This is a genomic window from Hydrogenophaga sp. ANAO-22 (assembly GCF_042466645.1).
Lineage (GTDB): Bacteria > Pseudomonadota > Gammaproteobacteria > Burkholderiales > Burkholderiaceae_C > Hydrogenophaga.
Genome location: NZ_CP159956.1, coordinates 75,832 through 92,827, shown reverse-complemented (window position 1 = coordinate 92,827; position 16,996 = coordinate 75,832). Strand labels below are relative to the sequence as shown.

The window sequence follows — 16,996 nt, the reverse complement described above, 5'->3', positions numbered from 1 at the left end:
GCCATGCGCCATCACCCGATCTGGCGATCCATGCTGTTCGTGCCGGCGCACGTGCCGCGCTTCGTCGAGCGCGCCCACGCGCGCGGCGCCGACGCCTGCGTGCTCGACCTCGAAGACAGCGTGCCGCTGGCGCAGAAGGCGCAGGCGCGCGCCGCCGTGCCGCAGGCCGCCGCCGCCATCGCGGCCCACGGCACGCCCGTTCTGGTGCGCGTGAACCAGCCCTGGGAACTCGCCGCGCCCGACATCGACGCCGCCGTCGGCCCCGCCGTGAGCGCGCTGGTGCTGCCCAAGGTGAACGACGACGCCACCGTGCGCGAAGTGGCGCGGCGCATCGACCGCGCGGAGGCGTTGCGCGGCCTGCCCGCCGGCCACACGCGGCTGATCGCGCTGATCGAGGACGTGCAGGCCCTGTCCGAGCTCGACGCCATCGCGCGTTGCACGCCGCGCATGCTGGGCATGATGCTCGGCCCCGAGGATTTTTCCGCCTCCGCCGGCATGGCACCGGTGCGCGAGGCGCTGCTGCTGCCCAACCAGCTGGTGCTGTTCGCCTGCCGGCGCGCCGGCATCCTGCCGTTCGGCTTTCCCGGCTCCATCGCCGACTACGGCAACGCCGAAGCCTTCGCGCAGACCATCGGCCTGGCGCGCCAGCTCGGCTTCGTCGGCGGCCTGTGCATCCACCCCACGCAGGTGGCGGTGATGAACGCCGGTTTCTCGCCTTCGACGGAAGACATCGAACACGCGCGCGGCGCCATCGAAGCCTTCGAGGCCGCCGCGCGCGAAGGCCGCGGCGCGGCCGAGTACCGCTCGAAGATGGTCGATCTGCCCGTGGTGGCGCGCGCGCGGGAAATCCTGCGCCGCGCCGCCGCACCGGCCCCCCTTTCCACCCAACAGGAGACACACCCATGAACACCCACCCCACCGTGTATGACGCGGTCGTGATCGGCGCCGGCGCCGGCGGACTCAGCGCGGCGGCGCGCCTCGTGGCCGCCGGCCGCAAGGTGCTGGTCGTCGAGAGCCTGGGCCGCGTCGGCGGCCGCGCCTCGAGCGAACAGATCGACGGTTTCACCGTCAACATCGGCGCCATCGCCATCGAGCGCGGCGGCGTCTTCGAGGAAACCTTCGGCCTGCTCAACGTGCCGCTGGACATCCGCGAGCCCAGCCCGGCCACCGTGTTCCTGATCGACGGCAAGGTCATCAACGTCGCCAAGGGCGGCTGGGGCATGCTGCTGGGCACCTTCACCAAGCAGGCCGCCAAGATCGGCACCAAGTTCGCCGACGCGCGCGCGGGCGACCTGCCCGAGGCCAAGATGAGCACCAAGGAGTGGCTCAGCCAATACACGAAGAACGAGACCGTGCATGCGATCTTCCGCAACCTGTGCGCCGCCATCTTCGCCGCCAACGACGACGAGGTGCCCGCGCGCGCCTTCCTGACCTACTTCGCGGTCAAGGGCGCGTTCAAGCGCTTCGGCTTCTGCCCGCGTGGCACCGTGGGCCTGTGGAACGACCTGGCCGACGGCATCCGCCAAGCCGGCGGCGAGATCTGGCTCGACGCGCCGGTGACCCAGCTGCACACGCAGGACGGCCTGGCCAGCGGTGTGACCGTGATGAAGGACGGCGTGGCCACGCGCATCCAGGCCCGCACCGTGATCAGCAACATCGGCCCGCGCGCCACGGTGGACCTGCCCGGCGGCGAGGCCTTCGGCGGCGACTACATCCGGCTCGCGCACACCGCGCCCAAGCCCTCGGCCAACATCGTCATCAACTTCGCCACGCAGCAGCGCCTGGTGGACGTGCCCGGCCTGGTCACCTTCGGCAAGACGCGCCGCCTGTGCAACATGGGCGAGCTCACCGCCACCTGCCCCGAGCTCGCGCCGGCCGGCTGGCACCAGTACGTGGCCTATGCCGTGCCGCGCCCGGCCATCGGCGACTTCGACGAGAAGACCGAGATCGAGGCCTCGCTGCAGGACCTGCGCGACGAGTTCCCCGGCTTCGCGCAGGCCAAGATGCTCTCGGTGCGCGTGATGCGCGACGGCTGGCCGGCCCAGCGCTCCTGCGCCGGCTTCGATATGCCGCAGACCACGCCGCTGGCCAACCTCTGGCACGTGGGCGACGCGGTGAAGGACTATGGCGACGGTGGCACCCAGGCCTGCGCCTACACCGGCCGCGAGGCCGCGCGCCAGGCCGAAGCCCACCTGGACGGCGCCCGCGTGGCGGCGGCGGCGTGATGGCCATCGCCGAGCTTCAAGCGCAGGTGGACCAGGCGCGCGCGCTGCTGGCGCGGTTGCGCCCGCTGTTCGAGCACGGCGTGGCCGCGCTCGCCAGGGCCTGCGCGCCAGGCTGCCAGCTCGACGGGGCGAAGCTGGACGAGCAACAGGTCGCGACCTTCGAGATCGCCTGGGCCAGCGCCGACCTGCTGGCCGCCGAGACCACGCTGGCGCGGCTCGACGGCGATCCGCTGCAGTCGCAACTGGCCCTGATCTTCGCGGTGGACGCCATCGCCGCGCTGCTGCCGCGCCTGGAGGCGCTCTGCATCGAGCTGGGCCTGCCGCTCGCGCCCCTGCAGCAACTGGGCGCCGACGCCGACTGGGCCGCGCTGCGCGGCGCGGCGGGCGGCGCGCAGGCGCTCACGGCCGCCGGCCGTGCCCTGGTGGCCGCCGGCGACGCGGTGGAGCTGGGCAGCGTGGCATTGGAAGACCCGGTGGTGATGGCGCAGGACGCGTTCCGCCGCTTCGCCGCCGATGTGGTGGCGCCCCAGGCCGAGCACATCCACCGGCACGACGCGACCGTGCCCGAATCGCTGCTGCAGCCCATGCGCGACATGGGCGTGTTCGGCCTGTCCATCCCCGAGTCGCACGGCGGCACCGGGCCCGACGAGGGCGAGGACGCGACCATGATGGTGGTCGTCACCGAGGCCTTGTCCGAAGCCTCGCTGGCGGCAGCTGGCAGCCTGATCACGCGGCCCGAGATCCTGAGCCGCGCGCTCATCAGCGGCGGCACCGAAGAACAGAAAGCCACCTGGCTGCCGCGCATCGCGGCGGGTGACCCGCTGTGCGCCATCGCCATCACCGAGCCCGACTACGGCTCGGACGTGGCGAGCCTGGCTCTGAAAGGCACGCGCACCGAGGGCGGCTGGCTGCTCAACGGCGCCAAGACCTGGTGCACCTTCGCCGGCAAGGCCGGCCTGCTGATGGTGGTCACGCGCACCGACCCCGACCGCTCCGCCGGCTACCGGGGCCTGAGCGTGCTGCTGGTGGAAAAACCGTCCTACGACGGCCACGCCTTCGACTTCCAGCAGCCCGGCGGCGGGCGCCTGAGCGGCAAGGCGATTCCCACCATCGGCTACCGGGGCATGCACTCGTTCGACCTCGCCTTCGACCAGTTCTTCGTGCCCGACGCCAACGTGATCGGCGGCGCGGGCGGCCTGGGCAAGGGCTTCTACTTCACCATGGCCGGCATGGTGGGCGGGCGCATGCAGACCTCGGCCCGCGCCTGCGGCGTGATGCGCGCGGCGCTGCGCGCCTCGATGCGCTACACGGCCGACCGCAAGGTGTTCGGCGCGCCGCTGCAGGCCTACGCGCTCACCCTGGCCAAGCTCGCGCGCATGGCCGCGCGCCTGGCGGCCTGCCGCACGCTGGCCTACGCCATCGCCGAGCAGCTCAATGCCGGCGGTGGCCGCATGGAGGCCAGCCTGGTCAAGCTGCTGGCCTGCCGCTCGGCCGAGATGGTCACGCGCGAAGCGCTGCAGCTGCATGGCGGCATGGGTTACGCTGAGGAAAGCGCCGTGAGCCGCTACTTCGTGGACGCGCGCGTGCTCTCGATCTTCGAGGGCGCGGAGGAAACGCTGGCGCTCAAAGTCATCGGTCGCAGCCTGTTGGAAGACGCACTCAAACCATGAAACCCATCCTCTGCGGCATGCGGGTGGTCGAAGCCGCCGCCTTCGTCGCCGCGCCCCTGGGCGGCATGACGCTGGCGCAGATGGGCGCCGACGTGATTCGCATCGACACCCTGGGCGGCGGGCTGGATTACAAGCGCTGGCCCGTGACCCGGGACGACGTGAGCCTGTTCTGGTGCGGCCTCAACAAGTCCAAGCGCTCGGTCGCGCTGGACCTGAGCAAGCCCGAAGCCCGCGAGATCGCCATGGCGCTGATCACCGCGCCGGGCGAGGACGCGGGCATCCTGCTCACCAACTTTCCACCGCGCGGCTGGCTGGACCACGACAAGCTGAAAGAGAGGCGCGCCGACCTGATCCAGCTCACCGTGCAGGGCGACCGGCACGGCGGTTCGGCGGTGGACTACACCATCAACTCGCGCGTCGGCATCCCCTACATCACCGGCGACGAGCGCGGCGCGGCCACGAACGAGGCCGTCAACCACGTGCTGCCGGCCTGGGACCTCGTCACCGGCCAGATGGCGGCCGTGGGCCTGCTGGCCGCCGAACGCCACCGCCTCAAGACCGGCCAGGGCCAGCACGTGAAGCTGCCGCTGGAAGACGTGGCCCTCGCGGCCGTGAGTCACCTCGGCCTGATCGCCGAAGCGCAACTCGGCCAGCAACGCGAGCGCCACGGCAACGAGTTGTTCGGCGCCTTCGGCCGCGACTTCAAGACGGCGGACGGCGAGCGCGTGATCGTCGTCGGCCTGACCTTGAAACAATGGCAGGCGATCTCCGAGGCCATGGGCCTGAATGAGGCCGTGAAGGCGCTGGGCGACCGCCTGGGCCTGGACCTGGACCTGGAAGGCCACCGCTTCCAGGCGCGCAAGGAACTCGGTGCACTGGTGGAGGCCTGGATGTCGCGCCACAGCTTCGCGCAGGCCGCTGAGGCGCTGACGAAGCAGGGCGCCTGCTGGGGCAAGTACCAGACACTCACGCAACTGGTGACGCAGGACGAGGCCTGCTCGCCGGCCAACCCGATGTTCCGCACCATCGACCAGCCTGGCGTGGGGCCGCACCTGGCGGCCGGGCTGCCGCTGAACTTCTCGGGCATGGATCGCATCCCTGCGGGAACCGCGCCCACGCTGGGCCAGCACACGGGCGAGGTGCTGTTTGAACTCCTGGGGGTATCCCAGGCGCAATTCGGGGATCTTCGCGACAGGGGCGTGGTCTAGTTGGGTCAGAATAGCCGCCTCAAAACTTGAGCGGAACACGATGACCCGATCGCTTGCAAGGAACCACGACGACAAACGCCAGAGGATCCTCGACGTCGCAGCCGCGCTCTTCGCGAGCACGAGCTACGAGAGTGCCCGGCTGCAGGACATCGCGGCGGCGTGCAGCATGTCGAAGTCCGCGCTGTACCACTACTTCCCTGGCAAGGAAGTGCTGCTGCTCGAGATCATCACCGAGCACATCATGAGCTCGGTGGCCGAGCTCGAGGCCATCGCGCAGGGCCCGGGCACGAGCCGGGAACGGCTGACGAACCTGGTGCGGGCCATGGTGACGCGGGCCGCGGAAAAGCGCCACGAGCACACGGTGCTGACCAACGACCTCAAGTTCCTGCCGACGCTGCAGCAGCAGGGGATCAAGCTGGCGCAGGCCAAGGCGCTGGACTTCGTGATCGATCTGCTCACCGACATCAACCCGCACCTCATGCGGCGGCGGCGCGAGAGCGCGTCCTACGCGCTGTTCCTCTACGGCTCGATGATCTCGACCGCGACCTGGTACCGCCGGGGCGGCGGCATGACGCCGCACGAGCTGGCCGACCGCCTGACCGAGGTCTACCTCAAGGGCTTCGACGGCGGGGACCATCCGCCGGGCTACAGCTGAACTGCGTGGCCGCCACGCCCACGCCGGCCATCACGGCACCGGCGATCTTCAGGGCGCTGAAGGTCTCGCCCAGCGCCAGCCACGAGATCAGCCCCGCCACCGGCGGCAGCAGGTAGAGCAGGGGCGCCGTGCGCGCCACGCCCAGGTGGTCGTTGAGCCAGCCCCAGGCCAGCCAGCCCGCGAACGACGCCACCGCCAGCGACCACAGCAGGGCGCCCCAGACGGCCGCGCCCAGGCTGGCCCACGGCACTTGCAAGGCCTGCGGCGCGTTGATGAGCAGCATGGGCACCATCGCCAGCAGCGTGGTGTAGGCCATCACCAGGGTGACGCCATGGCGGGCGAACAGCCGGCTGGCGGCCACCGTGTGGGCCGAGAAGAGCAGGGCGGCGAGCAGCAACAGCAGGTCGCCCAGGCCTTGCGTTCTCATGAGCGCGACCTTGTCCGACAGGAACACCAGCACGCCCGCCATGGCCAGCGCCACACCGCCCACCTGCAGGCGCGTGAAGCGCTGGCTGTGCAGCACGCGCACCAGCAGCAGCGTGAACATGGGGCCGAGCGCGGAGATGAGCGCGCTGGAGAATGCGGTGGACAGGTGCATGGCCTGCGTCATCACGTTGACGTGAGCGATGTGGCCAAGCAGGGCCAGGCCCGCCAGGCCCAGCCAGTCGCGCCGTTCCAGCCGCGGCCAGCGCCACCCGTGGCGCCACAGCAGCAGGGCGATGGCGCAGGCCGGCGTGACGAGGTAGCGCGCGAAGACCAGGGCCCCCGGCCCGATCTGCGCCATCACCGCCTTCTGCACGCTGTAGTTGCTGCCCCACAGCAGCATCAGGGCCAGCGCCACCACCAGCGCCCACCGGCGGCGGACCGTGCCGGAAACCGGCGGATGGTTGGGGTTGATGCCCATTAAAACCGTCCCATGAGTCATATTTGTAATCGATCCAGAGGCAGAAGATTCATCTGAACCGGCCTTTGATACGGGAAATCCCTAGGGATTTTTTCGATCAATTGTTTTGTTAAACCGTCCCGTCGGTCTATTATACGGGCTGCCAGCGTTTGGTCGTTCTCACGTCAATCCACCCAGGAGACAAGCATGCGTTTTTCCCTTCCCAGGCTCACCGCAGCCCTCGCTTTGGCCAGTGCCTTCGCCGCCAGCGCGCCCGCCATGGCGCAGACCACCGTCATCAAGTACTCCAACTGGCTGCCGCCGGGGCAGGCCATGCGCGTGGAGGTGGTGGAGCCCTGGATCGCCGAGGTCGAGAAGGCCACGCAGGGCCGTGTGAAGATCGACACCGCACCCAAGGTGGTGGGCACGCTGCCGGCGCAGTTCGACGTGGCGCGCGACGGCCAGGCCGATCTGGTGATCTTCATTCCGGGCTACACGCCCAACCGCTTCGACCTGCTCGAGGTGCTGCAACTGCCGTTCGTGAGCGACAACCCCGAGGTGTACGCGCCGCTGGCCGACCGCTTCTACCGCAAGCACCTGGCCTCGTACAACGAGTTCAAGGGCGTGCACCCGCTGTCGGTCTACGTGGTCTCGCCCGGCCAGATCTTCAACGCCAAGCGCCCGCTGCGCAGCGTGGCCGACTTCAAGGGCTTGAAGATGCGCAGCCCGCAGACCAGCGCCACGCAGGCGCTCACGCTGCTGGGCGCGGTGCCGATCTCCAAGCCGGTGAGCGAAACCTATGAGCTGCTGTCCTCCGGCGTGATCGACGGCACCTTCATGCCGCCCGAGTCGATCCCCGCCTTCAAGCTGACCGAGCTCGTGCCCTACGCCACCATCGTGCCCGGCGCGGTCTACAACACCGTGCTGGTGCTGGGCATCAACGAGGATAAGTGGAAGTCGCTGCGCGCCGAAGACCGCGAGGCGATCACCCGGATTTCGGGCGACGTGTTCGCGCGCAACATCGGCCGCGCCTACGCCAACGGCGACAAGGCCGCTTTCGAAACCATGCGCAAGGCCGGCAAGCCGGCCGAGGTGTTCCCGGCGGCCGCGCTGGGCGAACTCAAGCAGGTGCTGTTGCCCATCGAGCGCGACTGGATCGAGAAGGCAAAGAAGAAGGGCATGGCCGATCCGCAGAAGGTGCTGGATCAGCTGCGCGCCGACATTGCCGCCGCCAAGTAAGCCGCCATGACCGCAAAAGCCCCCGACGGACGCATCACCCGTGTCCTGGAAGCGATCGGCGCGGTTGCCCTGCTGATCCTGATGGTCACCGTCTTCATCGACGTGCTGGGCCGCAACCTGTTCAACACGCCACTGCCCTGGGGCACGGAGCTGCTGGAAATGGTGCTGGCGCTGATGATCTTCGCCATCTATCCCTTGCTGGCGCTGGGCTTCGGCCACATCACCGTCGACCTGATCCAGCTGCCCGCGCGGCTGCACACGGTGCAGCGCGTGCTGGGCAGTCTGATCGGGGCCGTCGTGTTCGCGCTGATCGCCTGGTGCATGGTGCGCCAGGCACTGCGCGCGGCCAGCTACGGCGAAGCCACGCCGCTGCTGGGCGTGCCGCTGTCCGGGGTGCTGGGTGCCATCGGTGTCATGGCCGCGGTCAGCACCCTCGCGTTCCTGCTGGCCGCCGCGCGGACCCTTCGCCATCCTGGCGCGCCCGCCGCGCCGCACGCCACCGAGGTGATCTGATGCTCGCTGCCTGTCTGGGTTTTCTCGTGGCGTTCGCGTTCATCCTGTTCCAGGTGCCGATCGCCACCGCGCTGGCGCTCGCCGGCTTCGGCGGCTATGTGATCCTCAACGGCCTCACGCCCGCGCTGAGCATGGTGGCCACCGTCACCAAGGACAGCACGCTGGTCTATTCGCTGATCGTGCTGCCGCTGTTCGTGCTGATGGGCAACCTCGTGGCCGGTGCCGGCATCTCGGGCGATCTGTTCCGCGCGGCGCAGGCCTTCATCGGCCGGCGCCGGGGCGGCCTGGCCATGGCCACCGTGGTGGCCTGCGGCGGTTTCGGCGCCATCTGCGGCTCCAGCGTGGCCACGGCGGCCACCATGGGCAAGGTGGCCATCCCCTCCATGCGCAAGCTCGGCTATGGCGACTCGCTCTCGTCGGCCGCGGTCGCCGCGGGCGGCACGCTGGGCATCCTGATCCCGCCCAGCGTGATCATGGTGGTGTACGGCGTGGCCACACAGACGCACATCGGCATGCTGTTCGCCGCCGGCATCGTGCCCGGCCTGATCGCCATCGGCGGCTACATGGCGGCGGTGAAGTGGTCGGTCTGGCGCCAGCCGGAACTCGCGCCGCTGGCCGAAGACAAGGAGCCGGTCAACAAGCTGGCGCTGCTGCGCGCGCTGTGGCCGGTGGCGCTGATCTTCGGCGTGGTCATGGGTGGCATCTACGGCGGCTTCTTCACCTCGGTCGAAGCCTCGGGCATCGGCGCGGCGGCGGCCCTGGTGTTCGCGCTGACGCACCATTCGCTCAGGCTCAAGGACATCTACGCCATCCTGGTCGACACCGCGCGCACCTCGGCCATGATGTTCGCCATCATCCTGGGCGCCGCGCTGTTCGGCGAGTTCGTGAACCTCACCGGCGTGCACGAAGGCCTGCTGCAGGTGGTGCGGGAGAGCGGCCTGCCCCCGTTCGGGATCATCCTGCTGATGATCGTGCTGTACATCCTGCTCGGCACGGTGCTGGAAAGCCTGTCGATGATCCTGCTGACCGTGCCGATCTTCTTCCCGATCATCCTGGCCCTGGGCTACGACCCGGTGTGGTTCGGCATCCTGGTCGTGATGGTGGTGGAGATCGGCCTGATCACGCCCCCCATCGGCGTGAACCTGTTCGTGATCCGCTCGGTCATGCCCGACATCCCCATGATGACCGTGGTGCGTGGCGTGATTCCGTTCATCGTGGCCGACGTGCTGCGCATCCTGCTCATCGCCGCCGTGCCGGCCCTGACCCTCTGGTTGCCCAACCTGCTGTTCAAGGCAGCTGCCTGACACCGTGAACCCTGTCTTCGACCCCGCGGCGCCCGAACTGCCGGCGCGCCTTCAATCGTGGCTGTCCCAACGCTGGCGCAAGCCGGTCCAGGTGAGCGGGCTGAGCCGCTTTCCGGCCGGCATGTCCTGGGTGACCCTGGGCTTCACCGCCGAGTCACCGGGCGAGGCGCCGCTGGACCTGATCCTGCGCGTGGGCGACCCGGGCGGCCTGTTCTCGCCCTACAGCTCGCGGCCCGAGTACGAGGCGCTGGCCGCGCTGGCCAGCGTGCCCGGCCTGCCCATCCCCCAGGCCTATGAGCACAGCGACGACCCGGCCATCCTCGGCGCGCCCTTCGTGATCACGCAGCGCGTGGCCGGCGACACGCCCACGCCCTGGCGCGGCGCGGACGAACGCGGCGAAGCGGCCAACCAGTCGCTCGGCCAGGACTTCGCCGATGCGCTCGGCGCCATCCACGCCTTCGACTGGACCACCACCCCGCTGGCCGCCTGGGCGCAAGAGGGCCCCATCACGCCGCGGACCACCGCGCTGCACGAGACGCGCTACTGGACGCGGCATGCCCAGCTGGGAACCGGTCCCACGCCGCCGCAGATGCACTACGCCATGCGCTGGCTGGAAGCGCACGCGCCCGAGGCCGAGCGCATCACCATCGTGCACGGCGACTACCGGGTGGGCAACTTCCTGCAGCAGGACGGCCGCATCACCGCCATCCTCGACTGGGAACTGGTGCACCTGGGCGACCCGCACGCCGACCTGGCCTGGGCCGGGCTGCGCACCTTCGCCGCCGGCACCTCGCGCATCGGCGGGCTGATCGAGCGCGAGGTCTTCTACCAGCGCTGGCAGGCGAAGACCGGCCTGCGCGTGCGGCCCGAGGTGGTGCGCTACTACGAGGTGATGGTGCAGTTCAAGATGGCCGCGATGCTGATGGGCGCCATGATCCGCGTGCAGACCGGCCGCTCGCGCGACGTGCGCATGGCCGCGATGGGCTTCCAGCTCACCTCCACGCTGATGGAACTCAACAAGCTGATCGCGGAGGCCGCATGAACCAGTCGCTCGACGCCCTGATGGGCAGCATCTGCCGCGCGCTGCGCGACGAGATCGCGCCGGAACTGCAGAGCGACCACGCGCGCTCGCAGCTGGCCGGCGTGCTGGACGTGCTGGGCAAGGTGGAGCGCATGGTGGTCTGGTCGCCGGACGTGACGCGCGAACAGCTCGAACTGCTCGACGCCTGCCTGGCGCGGGTGGCGGCCCGCCTGGCCGCGGCGGGGCAGACCGCGCCGAGCGGCCTGGCGCCCGCGTCCACCGCCCGGCCCGAGACCCAGGCCGCGCTGCAGGCCGCCTTGGCGGACGCCGAGCGGCGCTTCGCCCGCTTCACCGACTGGCTGTTCTCACCGCCGGACGGGCTGCCCGCGCCCCTGGCGGGTGAACTGCACGACCAGCTTCGCACGGCGCTTCGCCTCACGCTCAAGGCCCAGCGCCGCCTGGTGCCGAGCGCCGACTTTTCATCGATGACCGCGCCGAGCCCAGCGGCCGACGCCCAAGGAGTTTTCAAATGATGTCTGCCCAGGACGACCTGATCGGCCACCAGGCCCCCGCGCCCTTCGCGCAGCGCGCCGGCCAAGGCGACCCCCGCTTCACCGAGCGCTACTGGTACACGCTGCACCCGATCACCGGCACGGTGGACGGCGTGCCCATGATCCTCGACATCGGCATGGGCTACTACCCCAACAAGGGCGTGATGGACGTGTTCGCCGGCATCACCGTGGGCCGGCGGCAGCACAACTTCCGCGCCTCGCGCGCGCTGGGCGCCACGCCGCTGGAAGCCGGCGCGGGGCCGCTGCGTTTCGAGGTGGTGGAGGGCATGAAGCGGCACCGCCTCACGCTCACCGACAACGCCTCGGGCTTGAGCTTCGCGCTGGACTTCGAGGCCAGCTTTCCCGCCGCGCAGGAGAAACAGAACTTCCGCGAGCGCAAGGGCGTGGTGGAAGAGGACATGGTGCGCATCTCGCAGTTCGGCCGCTGGCGCGGCTGGTTCGCTTTGCACGGCGCGCGCCACGAAGTGACGCCGCAGACCTGGTGGGGCCAGCGCGACCATTCCTGGGGCATCCGCTCCGAGATGCGCACCGACGAGGCCGCGCCCCCGGTGCAGCAGCACAGCGGCTTCTTCTGGACCTGGTCGATGTTCCAGTTCGAGGACCTGGGTTTTTCCATCTTCCTGAAGGAGCGCGAGCCCGGCAAGCCGCACTACCTCTCGGCCACCGAATTCGTGCGCGGGGCCGACGGCCGCATGGCGCACCGCGAGGCCACCGCCGTCGCGCACGACCTGACGTGGGCCGACGACCCGCTGGGACAGACCATCTCAGCCGGCACCTTCACCTTGCAGTTCGCCGAAGGCCCGCCGCGCACCGTGCGCATGGAAGGGCTGGAAGCCCGCTTCTACCTGAAGGGCGGCCTGTACGGCGGCTTCCAGGGCTGGAACCACGGCGACCCCAAGGGCGACTACCACGCCGAGCACGACGTGTGGGACCTCGACGACCCGGCCACGCGCGCGGCCGCCCGCACCCTGGGCGACCACGTGGTGCGCGCCACCTGCGAGGGCCGCACCGGCATCGGCATCAGCGAATACGGCGTGGCGCAAGGCTATGCTCGCTACCCCGGGCCGCAGCAGCACCCCGCGCTCTGAAGCCGCTCAAGAACACGCAGGAGACCGATCCACCATGCAGATGACCCAGGCCCTGGCACGCGCCGTGCAGACCCGGCGCCACCACACCGCCACGATTTTCGCGGGCCGACAACGCAGCTGGGCCGAGGTGGGCGAGCGCGTGCCGCGCGCCGCCGCCGCCTTGCGCGCCCTGGGCCTGCGGCCCGGCGACCGGCTCGGCATCCTCGCGCTCAACAGCGACAACTACATCGAGATCTTCTTCGCCGCCGCCTGGGCCAACGTGGTGCTGGTGCCGCTGAACACGCGCTGGGCCGTGCCCGAGAACATCTACACCCTGGGCGACGCGCAGTGCCAGGCCTTGATCGTGGACGACGCCTTCGTGGCCCAGGTGCCGCAGCTGCTCGCGGGCCACGCGATGGCGCACGTGATCCACGCCGGGGAGGGCGCCACGCCCGAGGGCATGCAGGGCTATGAAGCCCTGATCGCCGCCACGCCGCCCATGACCGACGAATGCGGCAAGGACGACGAGCTCTGCGGCATCTACTACACCGGCGGCACCACCGGTCACCCCAAGGGCGTGATGCTCTCGCACAAGAACTTCATCTCGGCCTCGGTGAACTGGATCGCCACGCTGCACTTCAGCGAAGACACCGTCTACATGCACTCGGCCGGCCTGTTCCACCTGGCCGGCTGCTCGCCGGCCATCGCGCTCACGCTGGCCGGCGGCACCCACGTGTGCCTGCCCAAGTTCGACGCCGTGCTGGCCTTCGAGGCCATCCAGACGCACCGGGTGAACTACTGCCTGTTCGTGCCGACCATGGTGAACATGATGATCAACCACCCGGACTTCGCCCGCTACGACCTCACCAGCGTGCGCTACTGCGAGTACGGCGCCTCGCCCATGCCGGTGCCGGTGCTGGCCGCCGCCATGGAGAAGCTGCCCACGTGGGAGTTCATCCAGGGCTATGGCATGACCGAGTCGGCCGCGCTCACCGTGAGCCTGCCCTGGCGCTACCACTTCGACCAGCCCGGCATGCCCAGCAAGCGCCTGGCCGCGGGCCGCGCCGCCTATGGCGTGGACGTGCGCATCGTGGACGAGGCGGGCAACGAGGTGCCGCGCGGCACGCACGGCGAGATCGCGGTGCGCGGCGCGCAGGTCATGATCGGCTACTGGCGCAAGCCCGAGGCCACCGCCGCCGCGCTGCGCAACGGCTGGCTGCACACGGGTGACGCGGCCTACATGGACGAGGACGGTTTCGTCTACATCGTCGACCGCGTGAAGGACATGATCATCAGCGGCGGCGAGAACATCTACTCGCGCGAGGTCGAGAACGCGGTGCACGCGCACCCGGCGGTGCGCGACTGCGCCGTGATCGGCATCCCCAACGCGGAGTGGGGCGAGTCGGTGCACGCGGTGGTGGTGCTGAAAGACGGGCAGAGCGCCAGCGCGAAGGAGATCATCGACCACTGCCGCACGCTGATCGCGGGCTACAAGGTGCCGCGCTCGGTGGACTTCAGCGACGCGCTGCCGCTCTCGGGCGCGGGCAAGATCATGAAGAACGTGCTGCGCGAGCCGTTCTGGCGCGGCAAGAGCAAGTCGGTGAACTGAGTGAGCGGGCGGCCTCAGCCGCCGCCGCCGCGAAAGCCGTCGAGGAACAGGGCCGAGATGCGCTCGGCCAGCTCGGCGGGCGTGATCGGGCCGTCGCGCTCGTACCAGGTGAAGGTCCAGATCACCATGCCGAACAGCAGCAGGGCGTAGGGCGAGTTCACCTCGGCGCGCGCCATGCGAGCGGGGTTGATCTCGCGCAGCAGGCCCACCATCAGCTGCATCAGTTCCTGCTCCAGCTGGCGCACGTCCTCGCGCTGCACCGGCGGCAGGAACTTGATGTCGTTCATCAGCACCAGGTGGTGGTGGCGCGACTTCGCTCCTTCCTGCACGAACGAGGCCACGAAGCGCTGGAAGCGTTCCGCCGCCGGGCGCGGCTCGCGCGCGATGGCCGAGAGCTCGGCCACCTGCCCGGTGATGTGCTCCTTCACGATCGCGTAGAGCAGGTCTTCCTTGCTCGCGAAATAGTGGTACAGGTGCGATTTCGAGGCGCCGCACGCGGCGGCCACATCGCTCATGGTCGCGTGGTCGAAGCCTTTCTGCGCGATCAGCGCGACCGCGCTGTCGAGGATGACCTGCTTTTTCAGCTCGTAGTCGTTGGCCCGCGCGCGCGTCATCTGGAATGCCCCCCGGGCCGGGTGGTGACCTGTTGCATGTTCCTCTGTTCCCTTTTATATTTAGACCGACGAGACGGACTATAAGCCCAATGCCCCAGGCACACCATAGGGAAAGCATGGATCACACAGAAGAGACATTGATCGTCATCGGCGCGGGCCACGCCGGTGTGGAACTGGCCTTCGCCGCGCGCCAGCAGGGCTGGGCCGGCCCCATCGTGCTGCTGGGCGAAGAGCCGCACCTGCCGTACCACCGGCCGCCGCTCTCCAAGGCCTTTCTCTGCGGCACGGCCGACGCGGCCTCGCTCGCGCTGCGCCAGGCCACGGCGTTCGACACCGCGGCCATCACGCTGCGGCTGGGCACGAAGGTGCGCGCCATCGACCGCGCCGCGCACGAGGTGCTGCTGGCCGACGGCAGCGCGCTGGCCTACACCAGGCTCGCGCTGTGCACCGGCGGCCGGGCGCGCGCGCTCGACGTGCCGGGCCTGGAAGGCGCGCCGCCGCCCAACCTGTTCAGCCTGCGCACACAGGCCGACGCGCTGGCGATCGCCGGGGCGGTGCGCGAAGGCGCGCGCGTGGTCATCATCGGCGCGGGCTATGTGGGCCTGGAGGTCGCGGCCTCGGCGCGCAAGCTCGGCGCGGGCGTGACGGTGCTCGAATCGCAACCGCGCGTGCTCGCGCGGGTGACCGGCGCCACGCTCTCCAGCTTCTACGAATCGGTGCACCGCGAGGCCGGCGTGGACCTGCGCACCAATGCCTCGGTGCGCGCGATCGAGCGCGATGCCACCGGCGCGGTGAGCGCCGTGCTCTGCGGCGACGGCGAACGCCTGCCGGCCGACGTGGTCATCGTGGGCATCGGCATGTTGGCCGACACGGCATTGGCCGAAGCGGCGGGCCTGCGCGTGGAGGGCGGCATCGTGGTGGACGCGCACTCGCTCACCTCCGATCCTCACATCGTCGCCGCTGGCGACTGCACGGTGCACGACAGCGCGCTGTACGGCCGGCGCGTGCGCCTGGAGTCGGTGCCCAACGCGCTGGAGCAGGCGCGCTCGGCCGCCGGCTGGCTGTGCGGCAAGCCCCGGCCCAACCACGCGGTGCCGTGGTTCTGGTCCGACCAGTACGACCTGAAGCTGCAGATGACCGGCCTGGCCGACGGGCACGACCAGTGCGTGGTGCGCGGCTCCTTCGTGGACCACAGCTTCTGTGCCTTCTACCTGCGCGAGGGCCGCCTGATCGCGGTCGACGCCGTCAACCGGCCGGCCGATTTCATGCTCGCCAAGAAGGCCGTGGCGGCCGGCGTGCAGGCCGATCCCCGGGCCCTGGCCGACACCGGCATCCCCCTGAAAGAGCTGCTGGCGACCGCCGCGCCGGCCTAGGGTTTGTCCTAGGGCGCGCGACAGGGCGCCACCCCATAATCGCCCCAATCAAAGACCGACGCGACGGACTAATTATCAAATCCCGACCGCCTTCGCCGATACCGCAACGACCTCGAGACACACACAGCCCCATGTCGCTTCCATCCACCGCCGCCGCCCCGCCCCCGGGGACGGCGCCCGCCCAGGCCTCCGTGCTGGCGGTTCACAACATCCAGATCGTCTATGGCGGCGCCATCGAGGCGGTGCGCGACGTCTCGCTGGAAGTGCAGGCCGGCCAGATCGTGGCGCTGCTCGGTTCCAACGGCGCGGGCAAGTCGACCGTGCTCAAGGCCATCTCGGCCGTGCTCGATGCCGAGGACGGCGAGATCGAGAAGGGCTCGATCCAGCTCTTCGGCCAGCACATCGAAAAAGCCGCCGCGCCCGAGATCGTGCGCCGGGGCCTGGTGCAGGTGCCCGAAGGCCGGCGCCTGTTCGCCACGCTCACGGTGGAAGAAAACCTGCTGGTCGGCGCGCACCTGCAGAGCCGCCAGGTGCTGGACGAGGAGCGCGAGAACGTGTTCCGACTGTTCCCGCGCCTGCTGGAAAAACGCAGTGTGATCGCGGGCTACCTCTCGGGTGGCGAGCAGCAGATGGTGGCCATCGGGCGCGCGCTCATGAGCCGGCCCAAGGTGCTCGCGCTCGACGAACCCTCGCTGGGCCTGGCGCCGCTGATCGTCTCCGAGATCTTCTCGGCCATCGAAACCCTGCGCGACAGGAACGGCCTGACCATCCTGCTGGTGGAGCAGAACGCCACCCGCGCGCTGGCGATCGCCGACTACGCCTACATCATGGAAAACGGCCGCGTGGTGCTCGACGGCACCAGCGAGGCCCTGCGCCGCAACGCCGACGTGCGCGAGTTCTACCTCGGCCTGAGCGCGGCCCAGGGCCGCACCAGCATGCGCGATGTCAAACACTACAAGCGCCGCAAGAGGTGGCTGTCATGAGCGCAGCGCAGGGCCGCTCCCAAGCCAGCTCGCACCGCAGCCCGCAGGGCGGAGGTATTT

Annotated in this window: 16 protein-coding genes; 14 read left to right on the top strand and 2 right to left on the bottom strand. The window is 69.9% G+C overall.

From position 1 onward, the window contains the following. Positions 1–3 precede the first annotated feature (3 nt). From ABSY19_RS00430 to ABSY19_RS00410, 5 genes are read left to right on the top strand one after another with little or no spacing between them, the layout of a single operon-like run. Positions 4–906: an HpcH/HpaI aldolase/citrate lyase family protein gene (locus ABSY19_RS00430; protein WP_382158067.1), complete on the top strand. Its 903-nt coding sequence runs from the start codon at positions 4–6 to the stop codon at positions 904–906. Then, positions 903–2,225 carry a phytoene desaturase family protein gene (locus ABSY19_RS00425; protein WP_382158065.1) on the top strand — a complete coding sequence of 441 codons (1,323 nt, stop codon included), beginning with the start codon at positions 903–905 and terminating at the stop codon, positions 2,223–2,225. The genes ABSY19_RS00430 and ABSY19_RS00425 overlap by 4 nt, the downstream gene beginning before the upstream one ends. Further along, a complete protein-coding gene (locus tag ABSY19_RS00420) occupies positions 2,225–3,895 on the top strand; it encodes an acyl-CoA dehydrogenase family protein (protein WP_382158063.1) in 1,671 nt (556 codons plus the stop codon). Before ABSY19_RS00425 ends, ABSY19_RS00420 begins: the two co-directional genes overlap by 1 nt. After that, the gene (locus ABSY19_RS00415) at positions 3,892–5,103 is read left to right on the top strand and encodes a CoA transferase (RefSeq protein ID WP_382158061.1); all 1,212 of its coding nucleotides are present in this window, start codon (positions 3,892–3,894) and stop codon (positions 5,101–5,103) included. The genes ABSY19_RS00420 and ABSY19_RS00415 overlap by 4 nt, the downstream gene beginning before the upstream one ends. A gap of 40 nt (positions 5,104–5,143) precedes the next feature. Beyond that, positions 5,144–5,758 carry a TetR/AcrR family transcriptional regulator gene (locus ABSY19_RS00410; RefSeq protein ID WP_382158059.1) on the top strand — a complete coding sequence of 205 codons (615 nt, stop codon included), beginning with the start codon at positions 5,144–5,146 and terminating at the stop codon, positions 5,756–5,758. Here ABSY19_RS00410 and ABSY19_RS00405 read toward each other — a convergent pair. After that, a complete protein-coding gene (locus ABSY19_RS00405; RefSeq protein ID WP_382158057.1) occupies positions 5,715–6,662 on the bottom strand; it encodes a DMT family transporter in 948 nt (315 codons plus the stop codon). The two genes, ABSY19_RS00410 and ABSY19_RS00405, sit on opposite strands and share 44 nt — an antisense overlap. A gap of 186 nt (positions 6,663–6,848) precedes the next feature. Between ABSY19_RS00405 and ABSY19_RS00400 the strand changes: the two genes are divergently transcribed. Genes ABSY19_RS00400 through ABSY19_RS00370 form a run of 7 tightly spaced genes read left to right on the top strand, consistent with a single transcriptional unit; the run spans position 6,849 to position 13,966 of the window. Then, positions 6,849–7,880 carry a TRAP transporter substrate-binding protein gene (locus tag ABSY19_RS00400; protein ID WP_382158056.1) on the top strand — a complete coding sequence of 344 codons (1,032 nt, stop codon included), beginning with the start codon at positions 6,849–6,851 and terminating at the stop codon, positions 7,878–7,880. Between the two features lie 6 nt (positions 7,881–7,886). Then, a complete protein-coding gene (locus ABSY19_RS00395; protein WP_382158054.1) occupies positions 7,887–8,393 on the top strand; it encodes a TRAP transporter small permease in 507 nt (168 codons plus the stop codon). Continuing rightward, complete coding sequence (locus ABSY19_RS00390) at positions 8,393–9,697, top strand: TRAP transporter large permease (RefSeq protein WP_382158052.1); 1,305 nt, start codon at positions 8,393–8,395, stop codon at positions 9,695–9,697. Before ABSY19_RS00395 ends, ABSY19_RS00390 begins: the two co-directional genes overlap by 1 nt. 4 nt (positions 9,698–9,701) lie before the next feature. After that, complete coding sequence (locus tag ABSY19_RS00385; protein WP_382158050.1) at positions 9,702–10,739, top strand: phosphotransferase family protein; 1,038 nt, start codon at positions 9,702–9,704, stop codon at positions 10,737–10,739. Beyond that, positions 10,736–11,251 carry a hypothetical protein gene (locus ABSY19_RS00380; protein WP_382158048.1) on the top strand — a complete coding sequence of 172 codons (516 nt, stop codon included), beginning with the start codon at positions 10,736–10,738 and terminating at the stop codon, positions 11,249–11,251. The genes ABSY19_RS00385 and ABSY19_RS00380 overlap by 4 nt, the downstream gene beginning before the upstream one ends. Beyond that, positions 11,248–12,378, top strand: a complete 1,131-nt coding sequence (locus ABSY19_RS00375) for a hypothetical protein (protein ID WP_382158046.1) — start codon at positions 11,248–11,250, stop codon at positions 12,376–12,378. The genes ABSY19_RS00380 and ABSY19_RS00375 overlap by 4 nt, the downstream gene beginning before the upstream one ends. Positions 12,379–12,412: 34 nt before the next feature. Then, positions 12,413–13,966 carry a long-chain fatty acid--CoA ligase gene (locus ABSY19_RS00370; RefSeq protein ID WP_382158044.1) on the top strand — a complete coding sequence of 518 codons (1,554 nt, stop codon included), beginning with the start codon at positions 12,413–12,415 and terminating at the stop codon, positions 13,964–13,966. Between the two features lie 14 nt (positions 13,967–13,980). On the opposite strand, the gene ABSY19_RS00365 is transcribed toward ABSY19_RS00370, so the two are convergent. Next, the gene (locus ABSY19_RS00365) at positions 13,981–14,580 is read right to left on the bottom strand and encodes a TetR/AcrR family transcriptional regulator (RefSeq protein WP_382158042.1); all 600 of its coding nucleotides are present in this window, start codon (positions 14,578–14,580) and stop codon (positions 13,981–13,983) included. 116 nt (positions 14,581–14,696) lie between these two features. Between ABSY19_RS00365 and ABSY19_RS00360 the strand changes: the two genes are divergently transcribed. Then, positions 14,697–15,953 carry an NAD(P)/FAD-dependent oxidoreductase gene (locus ABSY19_RS00360; protein ID WP_382158040.1) on the top strand — a complete coding sequence of 419 codons (1,257 nt, stop codon included), beginning with the start codon at positions 14,697–14,699 and terminating at the stop codon, positions 15,951–15,953. 131 nt (positions 15,954–16,084) lie between these two features. Next, a complete protein-coding gene (locus ABSY19_RS00355; RefSeq protein ID WP_382158038.1) occupies positions 16,085–16,936 on the top strand; it encodes an ABC transporter ATP-binding protein in 852 nt (283 codons plus the stop codon). Positions 16,937–16,996: the final 60 nt, after the last annotated feature.

Coding starts and splice junctions, on each gene's coding strand:
- ABSY19_RS00430 (WP_382158067.1), top strand. CDS start 4: ATGCGCCATCACCCGATCTGGCGATCCATGCTGTTCGTGCCGGCGCAC.
- ABSY19_RS00425 (WP_382158065.1), top strand. CDS start 903: ATGAACACCCACCCCACCGTGTATGACGCGGTCGTGATCGGCGCCGGC.
- ABSY19_RS00420 (WP_382158063.1), top strand. CDS start 2,225: ATGGCCATCGCCGAGCTTCAAGCGCAGGTGGACCAGGCGCGCGCGCTG.
- ABSY19_RS00415 (WP_382158061.1), top strand. CDS start 3,892: ATGAAACCCATCCTCTGCGGCATGCGGGTGGTCGAAGCCGCCGCCTTC.
- ABSY19_RS00410 (WP_382158059.1), top strand. CDS start 5,144: ATGACCCGATCGCTTGCAAGGAACCACGACGACAAACGCCAGAGGATC.
- ABSY19_RS00405 (WP_382158057.1), bottom strand. CDS start 6,662: ATGGGCATCAACCCCAACCATCCGCCGGTTTCCGGCACGGTCCGCCGC.
- ABSY19_RS00400 (WP_382158056.1), top strand. CDS start 6,849: ATGCGTTTTTCCCTTCCCAGGCTCACCGCAGCCCTCGCTTTGGCCAGT.
- ABSY19_RS00395 (WP_382158054.1), top strand. CDS start 7,887: ATGACCGCAAAAGCCCCCGACGGACGCATCACCCGTGTCCTGGAAGCG.
- ABSY19_RS00390 (WP_382158052.1), top strand. CDS start 8,393: ATGCTCGCTGCCTGTCTGGGTTTTCTCGTGGCGTTCGCGTTCATCCTG.
- ABSY19_RS00380 (WP_382158048.1), top strand. CDS start 10,736: ATGAACCAGTCGCTCGACGCCCTGATGGGCAGCATCTGCCGCGCGCTG.
- ABSY19_RS00375 (WP_382158046.1), top strand. CDS start 11,248: ATGATGTCTGCCCAGGACGACCTGATCGGCCACCAGGCCCCCGCGCCC.
- ABSY19_RS00370 (WP_382158044.1), top strand. CDS start 12,413: ATGCAGATGACCCAGGCCCTGGCACGCGCCGTGCAGACCCGGCGCCAC.
- ABSY19_RS00365 (WP_382158042.1), bottom strand. CDS start 14,580: ATGACGCGCGCGCGGGCCAACGACTACGAGCTGAAAAAGCAGGTCATC.
- ABSY19_RS00360 (WP_382158040.1), top strand. CDS start 14,697: ATGGATCACACAGAAGAGACATTGATCGTCATCGGCGCGGGCCACGCC.
- ABSY19_RS00355 (WP_382158038.1), top strand. CDS start 16,085: ATGTCGCTTCCATCCACCGCCGCCGCCCCGCCCCCGGGGACGGCGCCC.